The organism is Devosia sp. (assembly GCF_034675085.1).
GTDB lineage: Bacteria > Pseudomonadota > Alphaproteobacteria > Rhizobiales > Devosiaceae > Devosia.
The window spans coordinates 1-17,868 of sequence record NZ_JAUCDN010000031.1; the positions used below are offsets into that span (position 1 = coordinate 1).

The 17,868-nt window shown below is 60.4% G+C and carries 16 protein-coding genes; 5 read left to right on the forward strand and 11 right to left on the reverse strand.

The features are described 5' to 3' along the window. The 8 genes from VDP82_RS03675 to VDP82_RS03710 all read right to left on the reverse strand — a co-directional run. The coding region (locus VDP82_RS03675; protein ID WP_323013486.1) for an FGGY-family carbohydrate kinase at positions 1-1,495 on the reverse strand (1,495 nt) is incomplete at its 3' end. A gap of 9 nt (positions 1,496-1,504) precedes the next feature. Beyond that, on the reverse strand, positions 1,505-2,233 hold the full coding sequence (locus tag VDP82_RS03680; protein ID WP_323013487.1) for an SDR family oxidoreductase: 729 nt from the start codon (positions 2,231-2,233) through the stop codon (positions 1,505-1,507). A 20-nt stretch (positions 2,234-2,253) separates the two neighbouring features. Then, positions 2,254-3,315, reverse strand: coding sequence for an ABC transporter ATP-binding protein (locus VDP82_RS03685; protein WP_323013488.1), 1,062 nt, complete (start codon positions 3,313-3,315; stop codon positions 2,254-2,256). 53 nt (positions 3,316-3,368) lie between these two features. Further along, on the reverse strand, positions 3,369-4,805 hold the full coding sequence (locus VDP82_RS03690; RefSeq protein WP_323013489.1) for an FAD-dependent oxidoreductase: 1,437 nt from the start codon (positions 4,803-4,805) through the stop codon (positions 3,369-3,371). A gap of 69 nt (positions 4,806-4,874) precedes the next feature. Next, entirely contained in the window at positions 4,875-6,158 is a 1,284-nt protein-coding gene (locus VDP82_RS03695) for an ABC transporter substrate-binding protein (protein WP_323013490.1), read from the reverse strand. 61 nt (positions 6,159-6,219) lie between these two features. Next, on the reverse strand, positions 6,220-7,053 hold the full coding sequence (locus tag VDP82_RS03700; protein WP_323013491.1) for a carbohydrate ABC transporter permease: 834 nt from the start codon (positions 7,051-7,053) through the stop codon (positions 6,220-6,222). Then, positions 7,043-7,915, reverse strand: a complete 873-nt coding sequence (locus VDP82_RS03705) for a sugar ABC transporter permease (RefSeq protein ID WP_323013492.1) — start codon at positions 7,913-7,915, stop codon at positions 7,043-7,045. Before VDP82_RS03705 ends, VDP82_RS03700 begins: the two co-directional genes overlap by 11 nt. A 44-nt stretch (positions 7,916-7,959) precedes the next feature. Next, a complete protein-coding gene (locus tag VDP82_RS03710; RefSeq protein ID WP_323013493.1) occupies positions 7,960-8,964 on the reverse strand; it encodes a LacI family DNA-binding transcriptional regulator in 1,005 nt (334 codons plus the stop codon). A 230-nt stretch (positions 8,965-9,194) separates the two neighbouring features. Between VDP82_RS03710 and VDP82_RS03715 the strand changes: the two genes are divergently transcribed. From VDP82_RS03715 to VDP82_RS03735, 5 genes are all read left to right on the forward strand, one after another. Then, the gene (locus VDP82_RS03715) at positions 9,195-9,422 is read left to right on the forward strand and encodes a hypothetical protein (protein ID WP_323013494.1); all 228 of its coding nucleotides are present in this window, start codon (positions 9,195-9,197) and stop codon (positions 9,420-9,422) included. A gap of 121 nt (positions 9,423-9,543) precedes the next feature. Continuing rightward, entirely contained in the window at positions 9,544-10,017 is a 474-nt protein-coding gene (locus tag VDP82_RS03720; protein WP_323013495.1) for a hypothetical protein, read from the forward strand. A gap of 13 nt (positions 10,018-10,030) precedes the next feature. Next, positions 10,031-10,378 (forward strand): hypothetical protein, encoded by a 348-nt coding sequence (locus tag VDP82_RS03725; protein ID WP_323013496.1) that lies wholly within the window; start codon positions 10,031-10,033, stop codon positions 10,376-10,378. Between the two features lie 218 nt (positions 10,379-10,596). Beyond that, positions 10,597-12,498, forward strand: coding sequence for a tyrosine-type recombinase/integrase (locus tag VDP82_RS03730; protein ID WP_323013497.1), 1,902 nt, complete (start codon positions 10,597-10,599; stop codon positions 12,496-12,498). Positions 12,499-12,530: 32 nt separating this feature from the next. Continuing rightward, positions 12,531-13,724 carry a DNA (cytosine-5-)-methyltransferase gene (locus VDP82_RS03735; protein WP_323013498.1) on the forward strand — a complete coding sequence of 398 codons (1,194 nt, stop codon included), beginning with the start codon at positions 12,531-12,533 and terminating at the stop codon, positions 13,722-13,724. Positions 13,725-13,734: 10 nt separating this feature from the next. Here VDP82_RS03735 and VDP82_RS03740 read toward each other — a convergent pair whose 3' ends face one another. The 3 genes from VDP82_RS03740 to VDP82_RS03750 form a co-directional block, all read right to left on the reverse strand. Further along, positions 13,735-13,986: a DUF1778 domain-containing protein gene (locus VDP82_RS03740; protein ID WP_323013499.1), complete on the reverse strand. Its 252-nt coding sequence runs from the start codon at positions 13,984-13,986 to the stop codon at positions 13,735-13,737. A 10-nt stretch (positions 13,987-13,996) separates the two neighbouring features. Continuing rightward, positions 13,997-16,591, reverse strand: coding sequence for a DEAD/DEAH box helicase (locus tag VDP82_RS03745; RefSeq protein ID WP_323013500.1), 2,595 nt, complete (start codon positions 16,589-16,591; stop codon positions 13,997-13,999). A gap of 3 nt (positions 16,592-16,594) precedes the next feature. Then, the coding region (locus tag VDP82_RS03750) for a site-specific DNA-methyltransferase (RefSeq protein ID WP_323013501.1) at positions 16,595-17,868 on the reverse strand (1,274 nt) is incomplete at its 5' end.

Here is a 17,868-nt window from a genome sequence, read left to right on the forward strand (position 1 = left end):
GGGAATTTCCCTGCTGATGGAGGTGACCGAGGCCATGACCGGCGGCCATGGCGCCAAGCATAGCCGAGCCCAGCAGCACCGGCTCATCGGTTTCCACCGTCGCTATGGCAATGTCGGCGGCGTCGGCTAGGAGCCGGCGCACCAGTCGGCTTCGAGCCGCACCGCCGCTGATGACCACGCTGGTGATTTCGACACCCTGGGCGGACAGTGCATCGAGGATTTGCCGCAGGCCATAGCCGATGGACATCACCCCGGCGATATAGAGCCTGACAAGGCTGTCTTCATCCCCTTCCAGCCCCAGCCCGGCAATGACTGCACGCGCTGCGGGATCGGCAAAGGGTGCGCGATTGCCCAGGAATTCGGGAACGACGTGGATGCCGGCGACCATTTCGGCCGGTGATGCGCCCTCCAGCATGAGCCGGGCGCGGCTTTCCAGCCACTGGGTCAGGCTTTGCCCAGCTTTTGCGGCTTCTTTTTGCGCCCGGGGCGAGAAGGGATGAGATTGGACCAGGTGATCGATGGCACCGCCAGCGGCTGACTGCCCACCCTCGTTGAGCCAGAGGTCGGGCAGGAGTGCGTTCTTATAGGGCCCCCAGACGCCTGGAACGAAGGCGGGTTCCGCCGTGACGTTAAGTGTGCAGGCAGAGGTGCCGAATACATAGGCGAGGCGGGTGCCAATGGCGCCAGGGAGACCTTCGGCGCCCAGGGTGCCGATGGCGCCTGCATGGGCATCGATCATCCCCACGCCGACGGCTGTGCCGGGGTTAAGACCAAGCTCGGTAGCGGCCTGCGCGGTTAGGCCCGATGCGAGGGTGGTGCCGGGGGCGCTGACTTCCGTACCGATCCGCGCAAAATCATCCTCGGCCAGGGGGCCAAGGCCGATGGTTTCGAAATAGTCCCGGTCCCATTTGTTTTCATGGGCTAGGTAGGTCCATTTGCACGTCAAAGTGCAGATGGAGCGCGTCAGGCTCCCCGTTGCCTTGAAGGTCAGAAAATCCGCCAAATCGAGGAAATGGGCGGCCCGCTCGACAGTTTTCGACAGATGCCGGGAGAGCCAGAGGATCTTCGGCGTTTCCATTTCCGGGGAAATTCGGCCCCCGACATAGTCGAGGACGCGCGCCCCCGTTTCGTTGATCTCCCGGGCTTCTTCCCGCGCTCTCTGGTCCATCCACAAAACGATGTTACGATCGTCGTCGCCGTCCTGGTTCACGGCAACTGGATTGCCAGCTTCATCGAGGACAACCAGCGAACAGGTCGCGTCAAAGCCGATTCCTTTGATGGCATCTGCTGCGAGGCCAGCCATTTCCATGACCTCCTTCACGGCGTCGCAGCTTGCCTGCCAGATATTGCCGCTGGATTGCTCGGCATGAAAGGCTTCCGGCCGCCAGGTCCGGATCGGCCGGCTCGCCGATGCCAGTTCATGTCCCTGCGCATCGAAAATGCCGGCGCGAGCCGAACCTGTGCCGACATCAATGCCGATGAAACAGGGCCCCATGATCATTTCCTAGAGGTCGAGGCTGCGCGGCAGGATGACCAGGTCGCGTATGGTGACCTTGGGATTGCGCGTCAGCATGAATATCACTGCCTCTGCCACTTCCTCTGCCTCCATCAGGCTCCCATTGGCCAATGCCTCTTCGAGCTTGGCCTTGGGCCAGTCGTCGATCAGCGGGGTCACCACCGGGCCGGGCAGGACGGCGCCGACGCGCACGCCGTTTTCCGCCACCTGTCGGCGCACTGTATGCACAAAGGCCTGGAGGGCATGCTTGGAGGCGGTGTAGATCGGCTCCCACAGCACTGGCACGACGCCGGCGATCGAGGAGGTGATGACGATGTCGCCCGATCCGTTCCCGACCATGTGCCGGAGCACGGCATGCACCGAGCGGAATACCGAATTGATGTTCAAATTCAGCATGCGATCCCAGGCGTCAGGGTCGCCATCGACGATCGGACCGCCAACATAGGCGCCGGCATTGGCATGGAAAATATCGAGCCTGCCGGTATGTTCGAGAATGCGCGGCAGCATCTGCGCCACGCTTTCTGGCCGCAGCAGGTCGACCTCAACGGGAATGGCCAGTTCCCCCAGTTCAGCGGCACCCGTCTGCAATGCGTCGAGATTGCGATCCACCAGAAATGTCTTGACCCCGGCGGCCACCAGATGTCGCGCGCATTCAAGACCGATACCTGATGCTGCGCCAGTAATCGCCGCGCTCTTGCCCGCCAGATTTTGTGCCATTTGATCGTTTGTTCCTAAGATTATGCGTCGGCGGGGAAGAGGTGTACGTCTTCTGCTGCAAAAGAGAGGGTGACCTGCTGGTCGAGCACCAGCGGCGGGTCTCCCGGCAGGACCGCGACAAGGGTCTCGCCGGTAGGCGAGGTCAGGTTGATGACCGTTTCCGGCCCCATGCGCTCGATAAGTGAAATCTGGCCGGTGAGGCGATGCGCGCCTTGGGTCAGAGACAGCGCCTGCGGACGCACGCCGAAAACGGCCGGGCCCGGCGTGGTTACGTGGCCGGCTGGCACTGTGACGCCGGCAAGACCAGGCAGATCGATCGTGGCCATTCCGCCTTCGATCGCGGAAACCTCGGCCTTGAGAAGGTTCATCCTGGGCGATCCGATGAAGCCGGCCACAAAGGTATTGAGCGGGTTTTTGTAAAGCTCCATGGGCGAGCCAACCTGCTGGACGAGGCCGCCATTGAGCACGACGATCTTGTCGGCCAACGTCATGGCCTCGACCTGATCGTGGGTGACGTAAATCATGGTGGCGGCGAGGTCGCGATGCAGCTTGGCGATCTCGGCGCGTGTCTCCATGCGCAACGCCGCGTCGAGATTGGACAAGGGCTCGTCAAACAGGAAGATCGACGGCTGCCGCACGATGGCGCGGCCGATCGCAACACGTTGGCGCTGGCCGCCCGAAAGCTGGCTCGGCTTGCGTTCAAGCAGGTGATCGAGCTGAAGAATCCTGGCCGCCTGCGCCACTTTCTGGGCGATTTCTGCCTTGGGGGTTTTGCGCAGCGTCAGGCTGAACCCCATATTTTCAGCGACGGTCAGATGAGGATAAAGCGCATAGCTCTGGAACACCATTGCGATGCCGCGATCCCGGGAGGGCACGTCATTGCTGGCTTTTCCGTCCAGTTCCAAAGTGCCGGCCGTGATCTCGTCCAGCCCGGCAATGAGCCGCAGAAGGGTGGACTTGCCGCAACCCGAAGGGCCGACAAAGACGACGAATTCACCATCGTCGATATCAAGGTCCACGCCCTTGATGACTTCGACGCCGCTAAAACTCTTCTTGATACCGCTCAATTTCAATCGAGCCATGAATTTCTCCTGTCGCTGCGCGTTCCGGGGGCCGAAGCCCCCGGAATGGGTCATCAGGCCGGAACGGATATGTTTTCCGTTTCCGGCGTCAGGCGTTCGCCTTCGAGACCTCGCAGATAGGCGCCTTTTTCAAGCAGCTGCCGGCGCAATTGGTGAACATCGACCTGGGCGGGCTGGATGTGCTGCTTGACCGCGATGGCGCTGGCCCGGCCAGCGGCCTCGCCCATGGCCATGCAGGTTGCCATCACGCGGATGGCCCCCATGGCCTCATGGGTAGCCGAGATGGAGCGGCCGGCGACAATCAGATTGTCCACGTGCTGGGGCAGCAGCGAACGATAGGGGATGTCGTAGCAGTCGCCGCACCAGATCAACGTGCAGCCCTCGTCGCCGGGGCGATGGATATCGATCGGATAGGATGCCACTGCAATGGCATCGGGGAAGTGCCGGCACCCCAGGACGTCCTGCTCGTTCATGGTGTAATGGCCCACGATGCGGCGGGTCTCGCGGATGCCCAGAAAGGGCGCGGTCCTGGCGAAATGAGCATCCTCGAAGCCGGGCACGTAGTTGACCAGATATTCGATGATGTCGTCGATCTGGCGACGGCCGACGATTTCGCCCTCGGTCAGCGAACGGGCGTCGGTGCCATCCGTGCCGGTAACGCGGGTCATGTTGATCCAGACCTCGCCCTTTTTGAGCCCGGTGATGATGATCGTGCGTTCGTTCGGAATATCGAGATTGCGCTCGGCCCGGGCCTTGGCGATCAGCTCGCGCAGGCCCACCACGATGAACTGGTTGTTCTGCCCGAAATATTCTGCCGGGATGAAGTCGGTGAGATAGGTGCGCTTTTCGACCGCGATGGAGGTGCGCAGCTTCTCGGTGTCCACATTGGCCAGGCAGAACATCAGCGTCGGCGGCTGCATGCCGCCATGCTCATTGCCCTTTTCCGTGCCGACGCCAGCCCGATAGGCCACGTCCGCATCGCCGGTGCAGTCGATGACAATCTTGCCGACAACGGCACTGCGCCCGCTCTTGCTCTCGGTGACGACGCCGCGAATGCTGCGCTTGTCCTCGCTCATGATCACGCCGGCCACGAAGGTGTAGAACTGCACGTCCACCCCGGCCTCGGTGAGCATTTCCAGGCCAACGGTCTTGACCGCCTCGGGCTCGACCAGGGTGATGCCCATATGCAGCGGGCAGGGGCGATGCTCGGAAGCGGCATCGCGCACCTTGAGGCGATCGATGAATTTTTGCGGCAGGCCATAGATGACCTGATTGCCCTTCTGGCCGAGAAAGCCAAGCACGGGCAAGCCGATGGTCATATTGCCGCCAACGAAGCTGCGGCTTTCGAGCAGGCCGACCTTCATGCCGTCCTCGGCGGCGGCAAGGGCCGCGGTCAGACCCGCGGGGCCGCCGCCTACAACAAGAACGTCATATTCCGCCGTGACGGGAATTTCGCGCGCGGGTTCGGTGAAGCTGAGGGGAGCGGACATAATGAAATCCTGAAAGGCTGGGTGAATCGGAGGCCGGAGGCAGGCAGGCCGCCTCCGGCGCTGACGAGGTCAGGCGGGCAGCAGGGGCTGGATGCGCGTCTGGATCGCTGCAACCGCGTCAGCCGGCGATTTGCGGCCCAGAACGGCCAGCTGGACTTCCTCGAGGAACAATTGCTGGGCGCGGGCGGCTTCGCCAAAGGGCGGGAAGGCGCCCCGCGCCGTTGCCAGCACTTCGGATTCGACCGTTGCGAAGTCGTTCTTGCTGGTCAACTCGGGATCGAGGAAGGTCGATACACGGGCAGGACCGTTGCCATTGAGAGCCATGCCGAGGGTGTTCTTCTTGGAAGAGACTTCCTTGATGAACTTCCAGGCCAGTTCCTTATCGACCGCATTGGCCGGAATGGTCATGGCCCAGGCTTCCACCACGGAAGACATCGGCACCTCGGCCGGCAGGCTTTCCGAACCCGGGAAGGCAGTGACCTTGATCTTGCCGGCATAGTCGGTCAGCGCCGGGTCGGAGAGCTGCCCCATGCGCGCAAAGGGCAGGACCGAATAGGCGGCGCGGCCCTGCTGCATCCAGGTGAGCAGCTCTTCGCCCTTATTGGTGGCGTAGCTGCGCGGCAGGGCGCCCTTGGCGAACATGTCCGCCAGCACCGTCAGGGCCGTTTCCATGGCTGCCGGATTGGGAAGCAGCTCGAAATCCTGGCTGATATAGTCGCCGCCAAAGGCGCGGGCGAACATCACCGGGAAGACGGCTAGATCGGACGCCAGGATCATGCCCGTTGCCTTGCCCTTGGCCGAGATGGCAACGCATTGCTCCACCAGTTCCTCTAGCGTCTTGGCAGGGCCGTCAAAGCCGGCATCGGCCAGCAATTCCTCATTATAGAACAGGCCCTGGGTCGCGGTGCGCACGGGGATGCCGATCAGGCGGCCGTCAATGGTCATGCCCTGCACAAGGCCGGGGGCGATGTCGCCGAAATCCTCGATCGGATCTGCGTCCTGATAGGCCTGCAATTCCTCGAACAGGGTCGCGTTCTCGCTGGTGGGGCGATTGTCGACCATATAGCCGACCGAGAAATCGGTCTGGGCAAGGCTGGCTTCGCGGAAGAGCCGGTCCATCAGCGGATTGGAGTCGAGCGTGGTGAAGATCACATCGGCATCGTTCTCGGCTTTCCATGCCGCCAGGAGATCGGCATCACCTTCTCCCAGCGAGGTCTGGTGCACGCGGTGGCTGAGTACCTGCAGCGTCTTGCCCTGGGCAAAGACGGGGCCTGCTGCCATCAGGGCGATGCCACTGACAGTGCCTCCGAGAAATGTGCGACGGTTCAGGCGAAATGTGTTTTTATCAGACATTGTAGTCCTCCCATTATGACTGAGGCTTTCGCCCGGCCGGGTAATCCGGCCGGGGCGGGGTTCATCCCTTGGTTGCACCCGAAGTCAGGCCGGCCACCAGATAGCGGTTCATGGCCATTACAAAGAGCAGCACGGGAAGCAGTTGGACGGTGGATGCGGCGAACAGCACGCCCCAATCCACCCCCTCGATGAAGCCGATCATCTCCGAGATCACCAACGGCGCCGTCTTGGCGCGGGTGCCGGTGAAGATGAAGGCGAAGAGAAATTCGTTCCAGGCAAAGACCACGACGAATACGGCAACGGCGAGGATGCCCGGCGCGGCCAATGGCATGATGACCTTCCACAGGATCACCGGCATGGTGGCGCCGTCCATGGAGGCGGCCTCGTCCAATTCGCGCGGAATCTGATCGATAAAGGTGCGCATCAGCACGGTGCCAAGCGATACGAAGAAGGTGGCGTAGAGCACCGCCAGCACGAAATGCGTATCGGCCAGACCCAGATTGTTGACGATCGGAAACAGCGGCAGCGTGACCACGATCGGCGGAATGAGACGCACCGCGATCAGGAACACCAGCGACGAATCGAGAAACCGGCTGGAGCTGCGTGAATAGACATAGCCGGCGCAGGTCGAAGCGATGACCGCTATGCAGGTCGCCCCAATGGTGACGATGGTGGAGTTGAGCAGGGCCTCGAAGAAAATGCCCCAACGCTGCCAGAGCGTCACATAATGGTCGATGGTCGGCGTGAACAGCCATTGCGGCGGCACCGCGAAAATCTCGCGCCCGGGCTTGAACGACGAACTGACGATGAAAAAGATTGGAAATAGCGACCACAGCAGGATCATCACCACGGCGAGGGTTTTGCCTGCATTGACCAGGATACGCTCAAGCCGCATTTTTTACCTGCCTGCGAAGAAGGAGAATATATCCGGACGCCAGCACCATGGAGACGGCGACCATGATCCAGGCTGTTGCCGAAGCCGGGCCGAAAGCGCTGTAGGTGAAGGCTTCCTGATAAAGATAGACCGCAACGACCTCGGTCGTGCGGGCCGGTCCGCCCCCGGTCAGCAGCCAGACTTCCGAAAACATACGGAATGCGAAAATGTAGCGGAACAGCAGGGCGACCAGGATAGCGGGCCCCATCAGGGGAATTGTGACACGGCGGAAGCTCTGCAGGCGCGTGGCGCCATCGATGCGTGCTGCCTCGTAGAGATCGGCCGGTAGCGCCAGGCGGGCGGCGTAGAGAATGACGAAGGTGAAGGGCAGATGCATCCAGATGGTGAGCACCGCGATCATGATCATGGCGTGGGAGGGCTCGTAGGACCATTCCAGCGCCGGTAGACCCAAGGCGCTCATCAACACCGTCACCGGCCCCACGCCCTGATCGAACAGGAACCGCCACATGGCGACGGCCACCACCTCGGAAACGGCATAGGGGGCCAGCACCGCAACCAGCAGAAACCGTCTGCCCCAGAGCCCCGAATTGAACAGCAGCGCCATGCCCAGCGCCATCAGCAATTCAAGATGAACGGCCACGACCACGAGCACGACGGTGTTCCACAGGGCGCTGTGGAAGCCGGGATCGCCCAAGACGCGGACATAATTTTCGAGACCAATAAATGTGGCGTTCTGGCCATAGGTCGACGCATGAAAGCTGAGCCAGACCACATAGATCGAGGGGATGACGATCACGCTGATCAGCAGGAGCTGGGTCGGTGCCAGAAGCGGCATCATGCGCCAGATGGACGAGGTTTTCATGCAATTCTCCCACCGCCCGCAAGCGGGCGGCCAACCTAATTTTCTCAGGCCAGACAGGCCACCGAGTTGCGCACCTGCAAGCTGGCCGAGAGCACGATGTTCTCGACCCCGCTTGCCCCTCCCTTGATCCGGAACATCAAGTGTTCCCAGGCCCGATCCGCGATCACCTCGATGGGCTGACGCACCGCCGTCAGCGGAATCTTGCGCGCCGTCATCCAGGCGTAGTCGTCGAAGCCGATGAGCGACATGGCATCGGGAATCTCCAGCCCCTTCCGCGCCAGCGCAGAAAGGGCTGCGAGCGTGGTCACGTTGGTCATGCCGACAAGGGCGGTCGGATGAGAATTGGCATCAAGCCAGTCGCAAAGGATATCGGCGCCGCGCTCATGATCGATGCCGACCTCGATGATCTGCGGGGGCGGAGCCTTGTGGCGGAGGCAGTTTTCCGTAACGCCGCGGATACGCTCGCGGATCGGGCGGAAGGCACTTACCGAAGAGGCGATGGCGATGGATGTGTGGCCGTTGTCCAGCAGGTGCTCGGCCGTTTCCCAGCCGGCCGCGTAATTGTCGACCGTAACAGTGTCGAAGCCGAGATCGTCCTGGCCAACGCGGTCAACAAGGATGATGGGAAGTGAGCCCACCTCCCGGCATAACAGGGCAGGGGGAGCATTGGTGGCGGGAATGGCGATCACGCCAGAAGGTCGCCATCCCATGAGCGCATCAAGGCGAGCTGCCTCCACATCAGGATTGTCCTGCCCCGATACGACCACGACCTGATAGCCTTCTGTGGCAGCTAGACTTTCAATGCGCGAAACCAGGGCGGTAAAGAATGTGTCGTTAAAATTCGGCACCAGAACACCGACGACTTGCGTTCGTCCCGAGCGCAGTTGCGATGCGGCGCGGTCCACCTGATAGCTCAGTTCACGAGCTGCCTCGTTGACCCGCTTGGTAAGCTGGGCCGTCACCGCCTTCCGGCCGGACAGCACATTGGAGACCGTGGCGATGGACACGCCCGCCCGCTCCGCAACCTCCCTGATCGTCACTTTCGACATCTTATGCGCCGTTAAACGTTTTTCTACGTTGTTAAACGTTTATCTTGGGCTTTTTGATGAGTCAATTGGGTTCCGACAAAATTTAAGGGAAGACAGTACGGCTATGCGATTTCAGGATTGCCGTCGTGGATGGCGCTGTATAATGACCTTGGATAACCGCATCAGTAAGTTGATGAACCAGCAGCGCATCCGCCGGAATTGCATTGCACAGGACCACGTTGCAGAAAGCGATGACGGCCGCCCAATGTTGGAATTTTTACGATGAAGTTCACGACCACCTGAACTTCATCGAAGCTGGCATTTCCATCGACCAGCACAAGGCACTTCTTGTTGCAGAAGTAGGGATGGGAATCCGGCGGGATTGCCCGGAATTGAAGCCGCTGCTTGTGGCGAACCTGCGCGCCGCTGCGGAAGCTGTGGAAGCTGTGGAAGCTGTGGAAGCTGTGGAAGCCCTCTAGTCCCACCGGCCCGCCCAAACACCAGCACCGCCCGACCATAGTGGTTGGGCGGAGCTTTTGTTATTGTTCCACAATAGATTCGGGGGCAGATATGGTTGCGGTTCAAGCTTGGGCTTCGATCTTGGGCCTTCTGATTGGTTTCGCGGCTGCGGTATTAGTTGGCAGGCAGTGGATTTACTCTGTTGCTGGTGGAGTTCGAAGCCTTCTCAGGTTTCAGACTACACGGATATTGAAGCAGGCTACTAAGGCAGACGCTCAGCGGCAGAAAATTGCCGCAAAGATGGCCGGTTCGCCGCGCTGGTGGGACTTCTTCTGGACAGAGCACCAGTTGGCAGGACTTCGTGGCCTCGCTAAGCAGCAAAACCATTGGAATAAGGGCCAGAGGGCAAAATGGGACTTGCCGCCCCGTTCCCTGGTCGATGGTGATGGCTTTTATGATGTGGCCCAAGTGGAAGCCAATCGCCGGGAATTAGACGACTATATCCAGCACATGGTTGAAACGGGTTCACCGCGAGATATGACCGGGCTAGCGTTCAAGCTGATGCTCTTATCCCTCGCATTTGAAGTGTTTGGTCTCTTGCCCTTTTGGTCCTAGGATGGAGATCACTATGGAATGGGTTCTGCCGTTGCTGGGCGGGCTGGGGCTGGGGTCGCTGATCAAGTCGGTCATTGACCACTTCATTTCACGCCGCGCCGTCACCATGGATCGGCTCTACCAAGAGAAGCGAGAAGCCTACCTGGGCTTGCTGGGGGCACTGCATAAAGCAGCCGTCCAGCCTTCCGACGCCAACGCCAAGGAATACGCTCTCTGGCATACCCGCTGCCAGCTCTTCGGGTCAAAGGACGTTTCCGCCTTTGCTCAAGCGATAGTCGATACCAATGATGGCCCGCGTTCGAAGCGCGACGACGCTTTTGACGGACTGGTCAAGGCAATGCGTGACGACCTTGGAAGATAGGGCGTTTTCCACACCCAGAAATGCTACCGAATGGTGCTAACGAACCCTGCTAACGGAATTCATTAAGTCATTGATTTAATTAAATAAAAAGAAATGGCTGGGGAACCTGGATCCCCAGGCAACTTCAAAAAATCTACAGGTGAATCAGCAGCTTACGCTGGAGGCCCTGCCTCCAATCGCTCGATGGGTACACAAATGGGTACACATCAGGCAGCAGCATGCACCACGGACACTATCTCCAGCGCCACCGAAACCAGTACCGATTCCGGATGCGATATCCGAAGGGGCTGGTCGCTTTCGATTTTCCGGGCGAGCTTATTGTGTCGCTCCGAACGGATTCGTTTTCGCTGGCGATAAAACGTGCGCGTTTTCTGCGCGTGGCAGTGGAGAGTTTGATGACCGATCTTGCGAGAACCATGAGCCGTACCGAGGCCGAAGGCCTGGTTCGTACCTGGGTGGATGAGAGCGTTCGCCAATGGGAGGCGAACATGGCGTTGTCGGGCGGGTTCACGTTCTTCAGTGAGGACGAAGTCGAGACCATGGGCGAAGACGACGCCCGTGAAATGGACGACCTCATGCGCGTTCTTGGCGACACGATGGTGCGCCCCCAGATCAAGGCCATGGCGAACCAGGCATTGTCTGGGCGTGTGAGCCATGAAAACACCGCCATAGGGCCGGTTGTCACGGCAGCCATGACGGATGCCGCACCAGACGTTGACCCCTCAACTCTCGATGGCAAGCTGTTGGCGCGAACCTTCATTCGCGGGCTGGCAACGATCATGGATGAGCAGTCGGCGTTGGAACGGGGGGAGCTTGTCCCGCTGCCACCTCTTACGGTTCATTCTGGCGTCGTCCAGCAGGTCAAGGCAGCTCCGAAGCTGCCCGACTTTCCATTGGTGGCGCATTGGGACGCGTTCGAAAAATTCAAGACCACCGAAGGGGAGTGGAAGCTGGAAACCGCAAGCAACGGTCGCTCAACCCGGAACCTGTTCGCCGGCATGTTTGGGGACCTCCCTGCTGGTCTGGCGACCAGAGCCGTTGCCGCCGAGTTCAGGGGCGCGCTATTCGGCCTCCCCTCGAAGTACGACAAGGAAAAGCGTTGGCGTGGCATGACCATGCGAGAGGTGGTTTCACACGCCCCCGAGATCGATCAGCGGGCCAGGAGCGGCGTAAAGGGCGTGGCACCCGTGTTGTTCATGAAGCTCAACACCGTCGATAAGCATTTCAACAATTTGGTTGAATACTGGAAATGGCTGGCAAAGACCGGCAAGGTCGATCTGGCCACTCCAAATCCGTTCTCCGGCTTCATTCAGCCCAAGCCGCAAGGCAAGCGGGCGCGCAAGGCGCGAAACGCATGGCCGCAGGATATGGTCGCCACCTTGTTCACCTCACCGGTCTGGACGGGATGCTCCAGCCTTGGTCGCCGAGCAAAATCCGGCACGCATATATTCCGTGACGCCAAGTTCTGGGTGCCGCTCATCGGGCGAATGGTTGGTGCCCGTGAAGACGAGATATGCTCGCTCACCGTTGGCGATATCCATGAGATAGCGGGCATCTACGCATTCCATATCGCAGACAGCAAGACGGACGGAAGCGAGCGCGATCTGCCCTTGCCGGAGGCGCTTCTGATTATGGGCTTCCTCGAACAGAGGTTCTACGGGCGTGCGCCCGACGAGCCGTTGTTCCCCGAGCTTCTGCCGCAGGGCGTCGGCAACCGCCAGTCGACGTCGTTCTCATCCTGGTTCACCGAATACCGGAAGGCTATCGATGCGTATCAGCTCCTGGTGGACTTCCACTCCTTCCGGCACAACGTCGCGACGGACCTGCAGAACATGCAGGGGTTGAACTTGGGGTGGGCCGACGAGATCACCGGTCACGAAAGCGATATTCGCGCATCTGAACGCTCCCGGTACGCCAAGGGAGTGTACATGCGGCATCTCAAGGACACGCTGGATCGGATCGATATTGGCGTGAACCTCGACCACCTTGCGTATGATGGCGAGTTTGGCGTTCCTGACCCGAAGGCGGCAGGCGACATCGCCAAGTTCACCGAGCGCGCCGTTCGAGACATGGCCGTGAAAGAAGCTCGCCGAAACAGAAAAAAGCAGAACCTGGCGTAACCGATAAACCGGTTATGCAGGCTAGAGGGCTCATGCGGACAGTTGAACTTTTCTGCGGTGCTGGCGGTATGTCACTAGGTTTCCGGCGTGCGGGATACGACCTGGTACAGGCCTATGATGCTTGGGAGCCAGCCGTTGCGACGTACCGACGAAATGTCGGCAGCCATGTCTGGCGTCACGACCTAAAGGACGTTTTTACCATTGGGCCAATGGTGGCTTCGCTTCGCCCGGATATCATCATCGGAGGGCCTCCATGCCAGGACTATAGCGCGGCGGGAAAGAAGGTCGAAGGCGACAACGCGAGCATGACGCGGGCGTTTGCCATGTATGTGAGCATCGCGAGGCCACGGTGGTTCGTCATGGAAAATGTCAGGCAAGCAAAGAAATCGCGGGCTTGGGCGGATGCCAATGACATGTTGAAAGCGGCGGGTTACGGGATGACCGAAACGGTACTCGACGCGAGTTGGTTTGGAGTGCCCCAAAGCCGAAAGCGATGGATCGTTGTTGGACGCCTTGGAGAACGTGACGGTTTCTTGGCGTCGGCATTGGCGGGCGCACGTTCAGAGCGGCGGACGGTGGTGGGTGACGTGATTGACTTGCCCCAGGGTCATTTTTACATGCGCCCGTTTGGTGATGGGCGAGGGGTGCGTTCCGTAGAAGAGCCGGCCCCTGCTATCATCCGAACATCAAGAGAACGGCCATGGCCGAAGTATCTGAACAATCCTCACCCGGACGATCCTGTTCGTGTGGAAGAGGCTGCCGTCCTCACCCAGGATCAGGTTGCTAGAATTCAAGGGTTCCCGGAAGGCTGGGACTGGGGAAGCGCGACGGCCAAGGACATCGACCAGTTGATAGCGAACGCGCTGCCGTCGCAGCTTGCAGAGGCCATAGCGCGTGTTGTCCTTGCGAGAGAGGCAGGCGATACGATCCCCAACGTAGAGGGTGGGTTTGCACAATGGCTTCGGCGACGAGGTCGATCTGCTCAGTCGTGTCGAAACACGAAGTCTCAATGCAACAGGGCAAGGAGATTGCTGGCCGGGAGGACGTTCACAAGTCACGCGCTCGAAATCGAAGCGCTGGAGGCCACATGGGACTTCCAGCAGCTGGAAGTCCGAACGCAATCAAACCTGCGTGCAGCCCTACGGCTTCATGCCGAATTTCTTTCCATGAAAGCGGAAAGGCAGGGAGCCAGGCTGACAGCGATCGCCTTGCGTAAAGCAGCTTAGGGCAGGGCCGTCAGCGGGAGATGATCGTCTTCCCATGGCGTTCGACCGCCGCTTTCAGGCGTTCCGTCGCTTGGGGTGGATTGTCCAACGCCTCTGTGATTGCCGCGCGATCCATCGGCTGTAAAACCGTGCGTTCGTCGGAGAGAGGGGTGGCGCGCGCTTCGATCTCGTCGGCTTGGCGGGCGAAGTCCTGATTGCCGGTTTCCTCGGCAGCCTTACGCAGCGCCCGCTGCAATATCCCCATTGTGGGATGGCTCGGCATGGTGATCTCCCTAAAGATAGCCCGGCAGCTTGGCCTGCCACTCGCTCATCAGGATCAGCGTGGCGTTGACCGTTTCGCCGCCATTCTTCACCAGTTCCAGCTCGCCCACCGGCGCGGTGTGGTCCCAGGCGAAATGGCCAGAGAGGAAGGCCAGCACGTCGCGCTTATAGGCGGTGTCGAGGTTGTCGAGCTGGTCGCCCTTGGTTTCGAGCACGGTGATCTTCGCTGCCTCGCCCTCGTGGCGCACGGCGAAGATGAAATCGGGATATATCCGCGCCCGCCGCCAACCCTGAATGCCATATTGGCTGCGGGCGACGTTGCGGTGCCACCATGTCAGCGCCTTTTCGCCGTCGAGATAGACAGCCACGTCCTGCTCGGCCCCGTTGAGATCGGCCTCATAGACGGGCGCGAACAGGCTCTTGTCCAGCGGCCCACCGGTCTTGCTGACAACCTGACGGCCATTGACCGGCTCGGTGGTTTCCACGGCAAACGGCATGCGCCAATTGCGGCCATCGATCCGGAGACGGAACTGGATGCGTCCTGCCGCCACCCCAACCTTGAACAGGGCTTCAGCGCGGGCGGCGCGCTCGGCGTCGAGGCCCTTGCGCAATTCCTCCACGATCAGGCCCGACAGGCTCCCCAGCCTAGCGGCGTCGAAGCCGCGCGCCCGCAGCGCGGCGAGCAACGCCCCGACAATCTCGCGGCCCACGAAGGGGTTCGGCACGAAATCGGAAATCATCCGCACAGCATAGGCAGGATCGAAGACCAGAAGCTCTGGATTGACCGCCACCGTCTCGCCTACGATGAGGTCGTCCCCATTGTCGGCCAGGCTGATGCGCTGCAACTGGCTCTCGGCAGCCTGGGCGTTTTCGGGGATGCGAGCGGCAATGGCAGCGGGGTCGAACCCGCGCCAGTCGATCCCGGCCAGCACATCGGTTTCATAGTCGAGGTCGCGCACATCCCCGCCTTCGGCGACCATCACGCGGGGCAGGTAAATCTCGGTCGAGGCGAAGTCGGCGCGGCGGGGCAGCGCGCGCGTCACCTTGCCATTGGTCGCGGTGTCGCCTTGGGCAACCTCAAGGACGAGATCGCCCAGCCCGTCGCGTTCAAGACCGCCCTTGATGGCGTTGACCACATCGGCGGTGCCCGCATGGTGGGTAATGACATGGCACTCGTCCAATGACCCAATGCCGGTCTTGAGCGCCCCCGGTTGGCGCAGGATGCGCCCGACGAGCTGGGTCATGGCGTTGAGGTTGGAGCTGGCCGCCAGCGAGCATAGGACATAGGCGAACGGACAGTCCCAGCCCTCCTGCAAGGCGGACTTGGTGATAATGGCCCGCACCCGGTTGAGCGGCGACAGCAGGTCTTGGTTCTCCGGATTGGAGAGGTCGTTCTGTTCGGCGGTCTTGATGGCGATTTCGGCTTCATCGAACCCCACGGTCAGAAGCCAGTCCTTCACATCATCGGCATGGATATGGCCTGCGTCCCGCTGCTCCTTGCCGGTGCGCTCCACCTGTATCAGCATGATCGGGCGAATATAACGGCCCGTATCGGCGCGTAGGCGCTTGGCATCGGCATCAATGGCGCGCAACCGGTCGAGGGCGGCGTTGAGCGTGGCCTTCCAGTCGCTGCCCTGCTTTGGGTCGAGGTTGAGGGGCATCTTGATCATGCCCTCGCGGTCCAGCTCGCGACCCATCACCTCGGCCAGCACGTTGGCATAGCGCCCCGGATGCGGGTTCCTGCCGCCCTTGGGCTGCACATCCACCGGCGTTGCCGACAGTTCCAGCACGAAACAGGGGTTAAAGCCGTAAAGCGTCGAATAGGCGAGTTCGGAAACGGCACGATGCCCCTCGTCCATCACCACCATAGGGCGAATGAGGCGCAGGGCATTGCCCAGCGAATCCTTCACCATGGGGAATAAGTCCTGATAGGCGTCGAGGTTCGGCGTTGCGAGGATGGCGGCTTGGTGCGCCTGCTGCTCGCCCTCCGGAGGGAAGAAACCGTGCACGTCGCCCCGGTCCCGGAAAATCTTGAGCGTCTCCTTGTTCTCGCGCCCCGCCGATTGCAGCATCAGCAGCATGACGCAGAGCTGCGCGTCCACGTCGCGGGCGTCGAGCCTGTCACTCTTTTCCAGTATCTGCACCTTGCCCGCCGCTGCTCGGTCGAGCGCTTGCCGATAGGGGTGCTGACGGTCTTTCAGGTGCTTCAGGGTCTGGGCATAAATCGCTTCGTTCGGCACGATCCAGAGCACGAAACCGGTATTGCGGTCGAGGTAGCGCCCCATGATGCGCGACACGGCAGAAACCGCCAGCCAGGTCTTGCCGCCCCCGGTGGGCACTTTCAGCACGGCATTGGGCACGGGCCGCTGGCAGCCGTCCTGCCGCTCGGAAAAGCTAATGGCGACGCGGGAGCGTGGAAGCTTGCCCGCGTCTCGCATCGCCTCCCATGCCTGCCGGGTAAAGTCGGGCACAGCAAGGCCAAGGTCAGGGTCGGCGGCGGCCAGCGCCGCAACTTTGTCGGCCTTGGCCTTCTTGTCCTTGAGCAGGTCGAGATAGCCATCGAGGGTTTCGAGCACCCGGTCCTGATAGTCGAGCTGACGGAACATGCCTCAGCTCCGGTCGATGCGGTAGAGCGCGAAGGGCAGCGGGACAAATTCGACCGGCAGGTTCTGCTCGGCCAGCATCTTCTGCGACACGTACCGGGCCGGGGCGAACACCAGGTGGCGCTTCTCCGGATCGGTGGCCGCGAAGGTCTTGGCGCGGGCCAGCGTTAAAGCGGCCTCGGGTGTCTTGAGCCAGTCGAGGTCGGGTCTGTAGATCAGCCAGATGTGCTGGCCATCAGCCTCCCCGAGATAGAAATCGTGTTCGCGGATGGCGGTAGGGTCGAGCGCCGTGTTGGTCGCCATATGATAGAGGGCAGCGCCGATGCCCTCAAAGGGTGGCAGGACCTCGCCGGTCAGCACCTTGTCCAGCTCCACCGGCTCGCCGAGGGTGCAATAGGTGAAGCTGCCGCCAAGGCCTGTTCCAAGCTCGCCATCAGCGTCTGGAACACCGCCGATTACCCGCCGCACACGTTCAGCCGTCAGATCATCTACGTAGTCTTCGCCTTCAACCATTATGAAGCGTCTTTGTCCGCCGTCCTTGGCATTTAGCCTTAATACCGCGTGCCCCGTTGTGCCGGAGCCAGCAAAGCTATCCAAAATGATGGCATCCTTTTTGGTAGCGAAGGACAGCATTTGTTCCACTAGAGCGCTTGGCTTGGCATAGTCGAAGGGTTTTTTCCGATCTGGGAATATTGAACGAAGCTCATATGCCGAAGTGCGCCCGTCCAGCTCCACGACACTAGGCAGTTTTTCTTGGTATTCTTGGGCATACAGCTTCAGTTCGATAATTTTATTTTCGTCTTCACCGAACAAAATCTTGCCGTCAGCAAGCAGTTTGTCCATGGTTTCCTTCGGAAAACGGTAACCCATCAGCGGTTGTTTACAAGGCCGTTGAGTCTCCGGATGGATTACGTCATACCGATAGCCTTCCTTGCCGGGGTTGTGGACGCTCTGGCTACCGGTAAAAACCCCGCCCCTGTCGATGTACTTATATCGGTCCAGCGGCCATAGCTCGGCTCTACGCGCTCGATACCACTTGGCATATTCGCGAGCTAATTCTCTGTCGTCCGGATACTTTTCCGTCAAATCAGTTCCGATTTGAACAAGAAGATCCTTCACATCCGAAATCGAACTCTTCCAGACTTTCTCAACTTGGTCTTTGTTCTTCGAAAAACATAAGATGTATTCATGCTCAACAGCGATCCTGGTGGGATTGTTGTCGGTTACATTTTTCCAGACGACTGTTCCGATCCAGTTCTCAGATCGATCAAAAATTTCGT

Excerpts from the sequence above, each read along its gene's own strand:
- VDP82_RS03685 (WP_323013488.1), bottom strand. The coding sequence starts at position 3,315 with ATGGCTCGATTGAAATTGAGCGGTATCAAGAAGAGTTTTAGCGGCGTC.
- VDP82_RS03680 (WP_323013487.1), bottom strand. The coding sequence starts at position 2,233 with ATGGCACAAAATCTGGCGGGCAAGAGCGCGGCGATTACTGGCGCAGCA.
- VDP82_RS03695 (WP_323013490.1), bottom strand. The coding sequence starts at position 6,158 with ATGTCTGATAAAAACACATTTCGCCTGAACCGTCGCACATTTCTCGGA.
- VDP82_RS03735 (WP_323013498.1), top strand. The coding sequence starts at position 12,531 with ATGCGGACAGTTGAACTTTTCTGCGGTGCTGGCGGTATGTCACTAGGT.
- VDP82_RS03705 (WP_323013492.1), bottom strand. The coding sequence starts at position 7,915 with ATGAAAACCTCGTCCATCTGGCGCATGATGCCGCTTCTGGCACCGACC.
- VDP82_RS03710 (WP_323013493.1), bottom strand. The coding sequence starts at position 8,964 with ATGTCGAAAGTGACGATCAGGGAGGTTGCGGAGCGGGCGGGCGTGTCC.
- VDP82_RS03725 (WP_323013496.1), top strand. The coding sequence starts at position 10,031 with ATGGAATGGGTTCTGCCGTTGCTGGGCGGGCTGGGGCTGGGGTCGCTG.
- VDP82_RS03740 (WP_323013499.1), bottom strand. The coding sequence starts at position 13,986 with ATGCCGAGCCATCCCACAATGGGGATATTGCAGCGGGCGCTGCGTAAG.
- VDP82_RS03715 (WP_323013494.1), top strand. The coding sequence starts at position 9,195 with ATGACGGCCGCCCAATGTTGGAATTTTTACGATGAAGTTCACGACCAC.
- VDP82_RS03700 (WP_323013491.1), bottom strand. The coding sequence starts at position 7,053 with ATGCGGCTTGAGCGTATCCTGGTCAATGCAGGCAAAACCCTCGCCGTG.
- VDP82_RS03730 (WP_323013497.1), top strand. The coding sequence starts at position 10,597 with ATGCACCACGGACACTATCTCCAGCGCCACCGAAACCAGTACCGATTC.
- VDP82_RS03690 (WP_323013489.1), bottom strand. The coding sequence starts at position 4,805 with ATGTCCGCTCCCCTCAGCTTCACCGAACCCGCGCGCGAAATTCCCGTC.
- VDP82_RS03745 (WP_323013500.1), bottom strand. The coding sequence starts at position 16,591 with ATGTTCCGTCAGCTCGACTATCAGGACCGGGTGCTCGAAACCCTCGAT.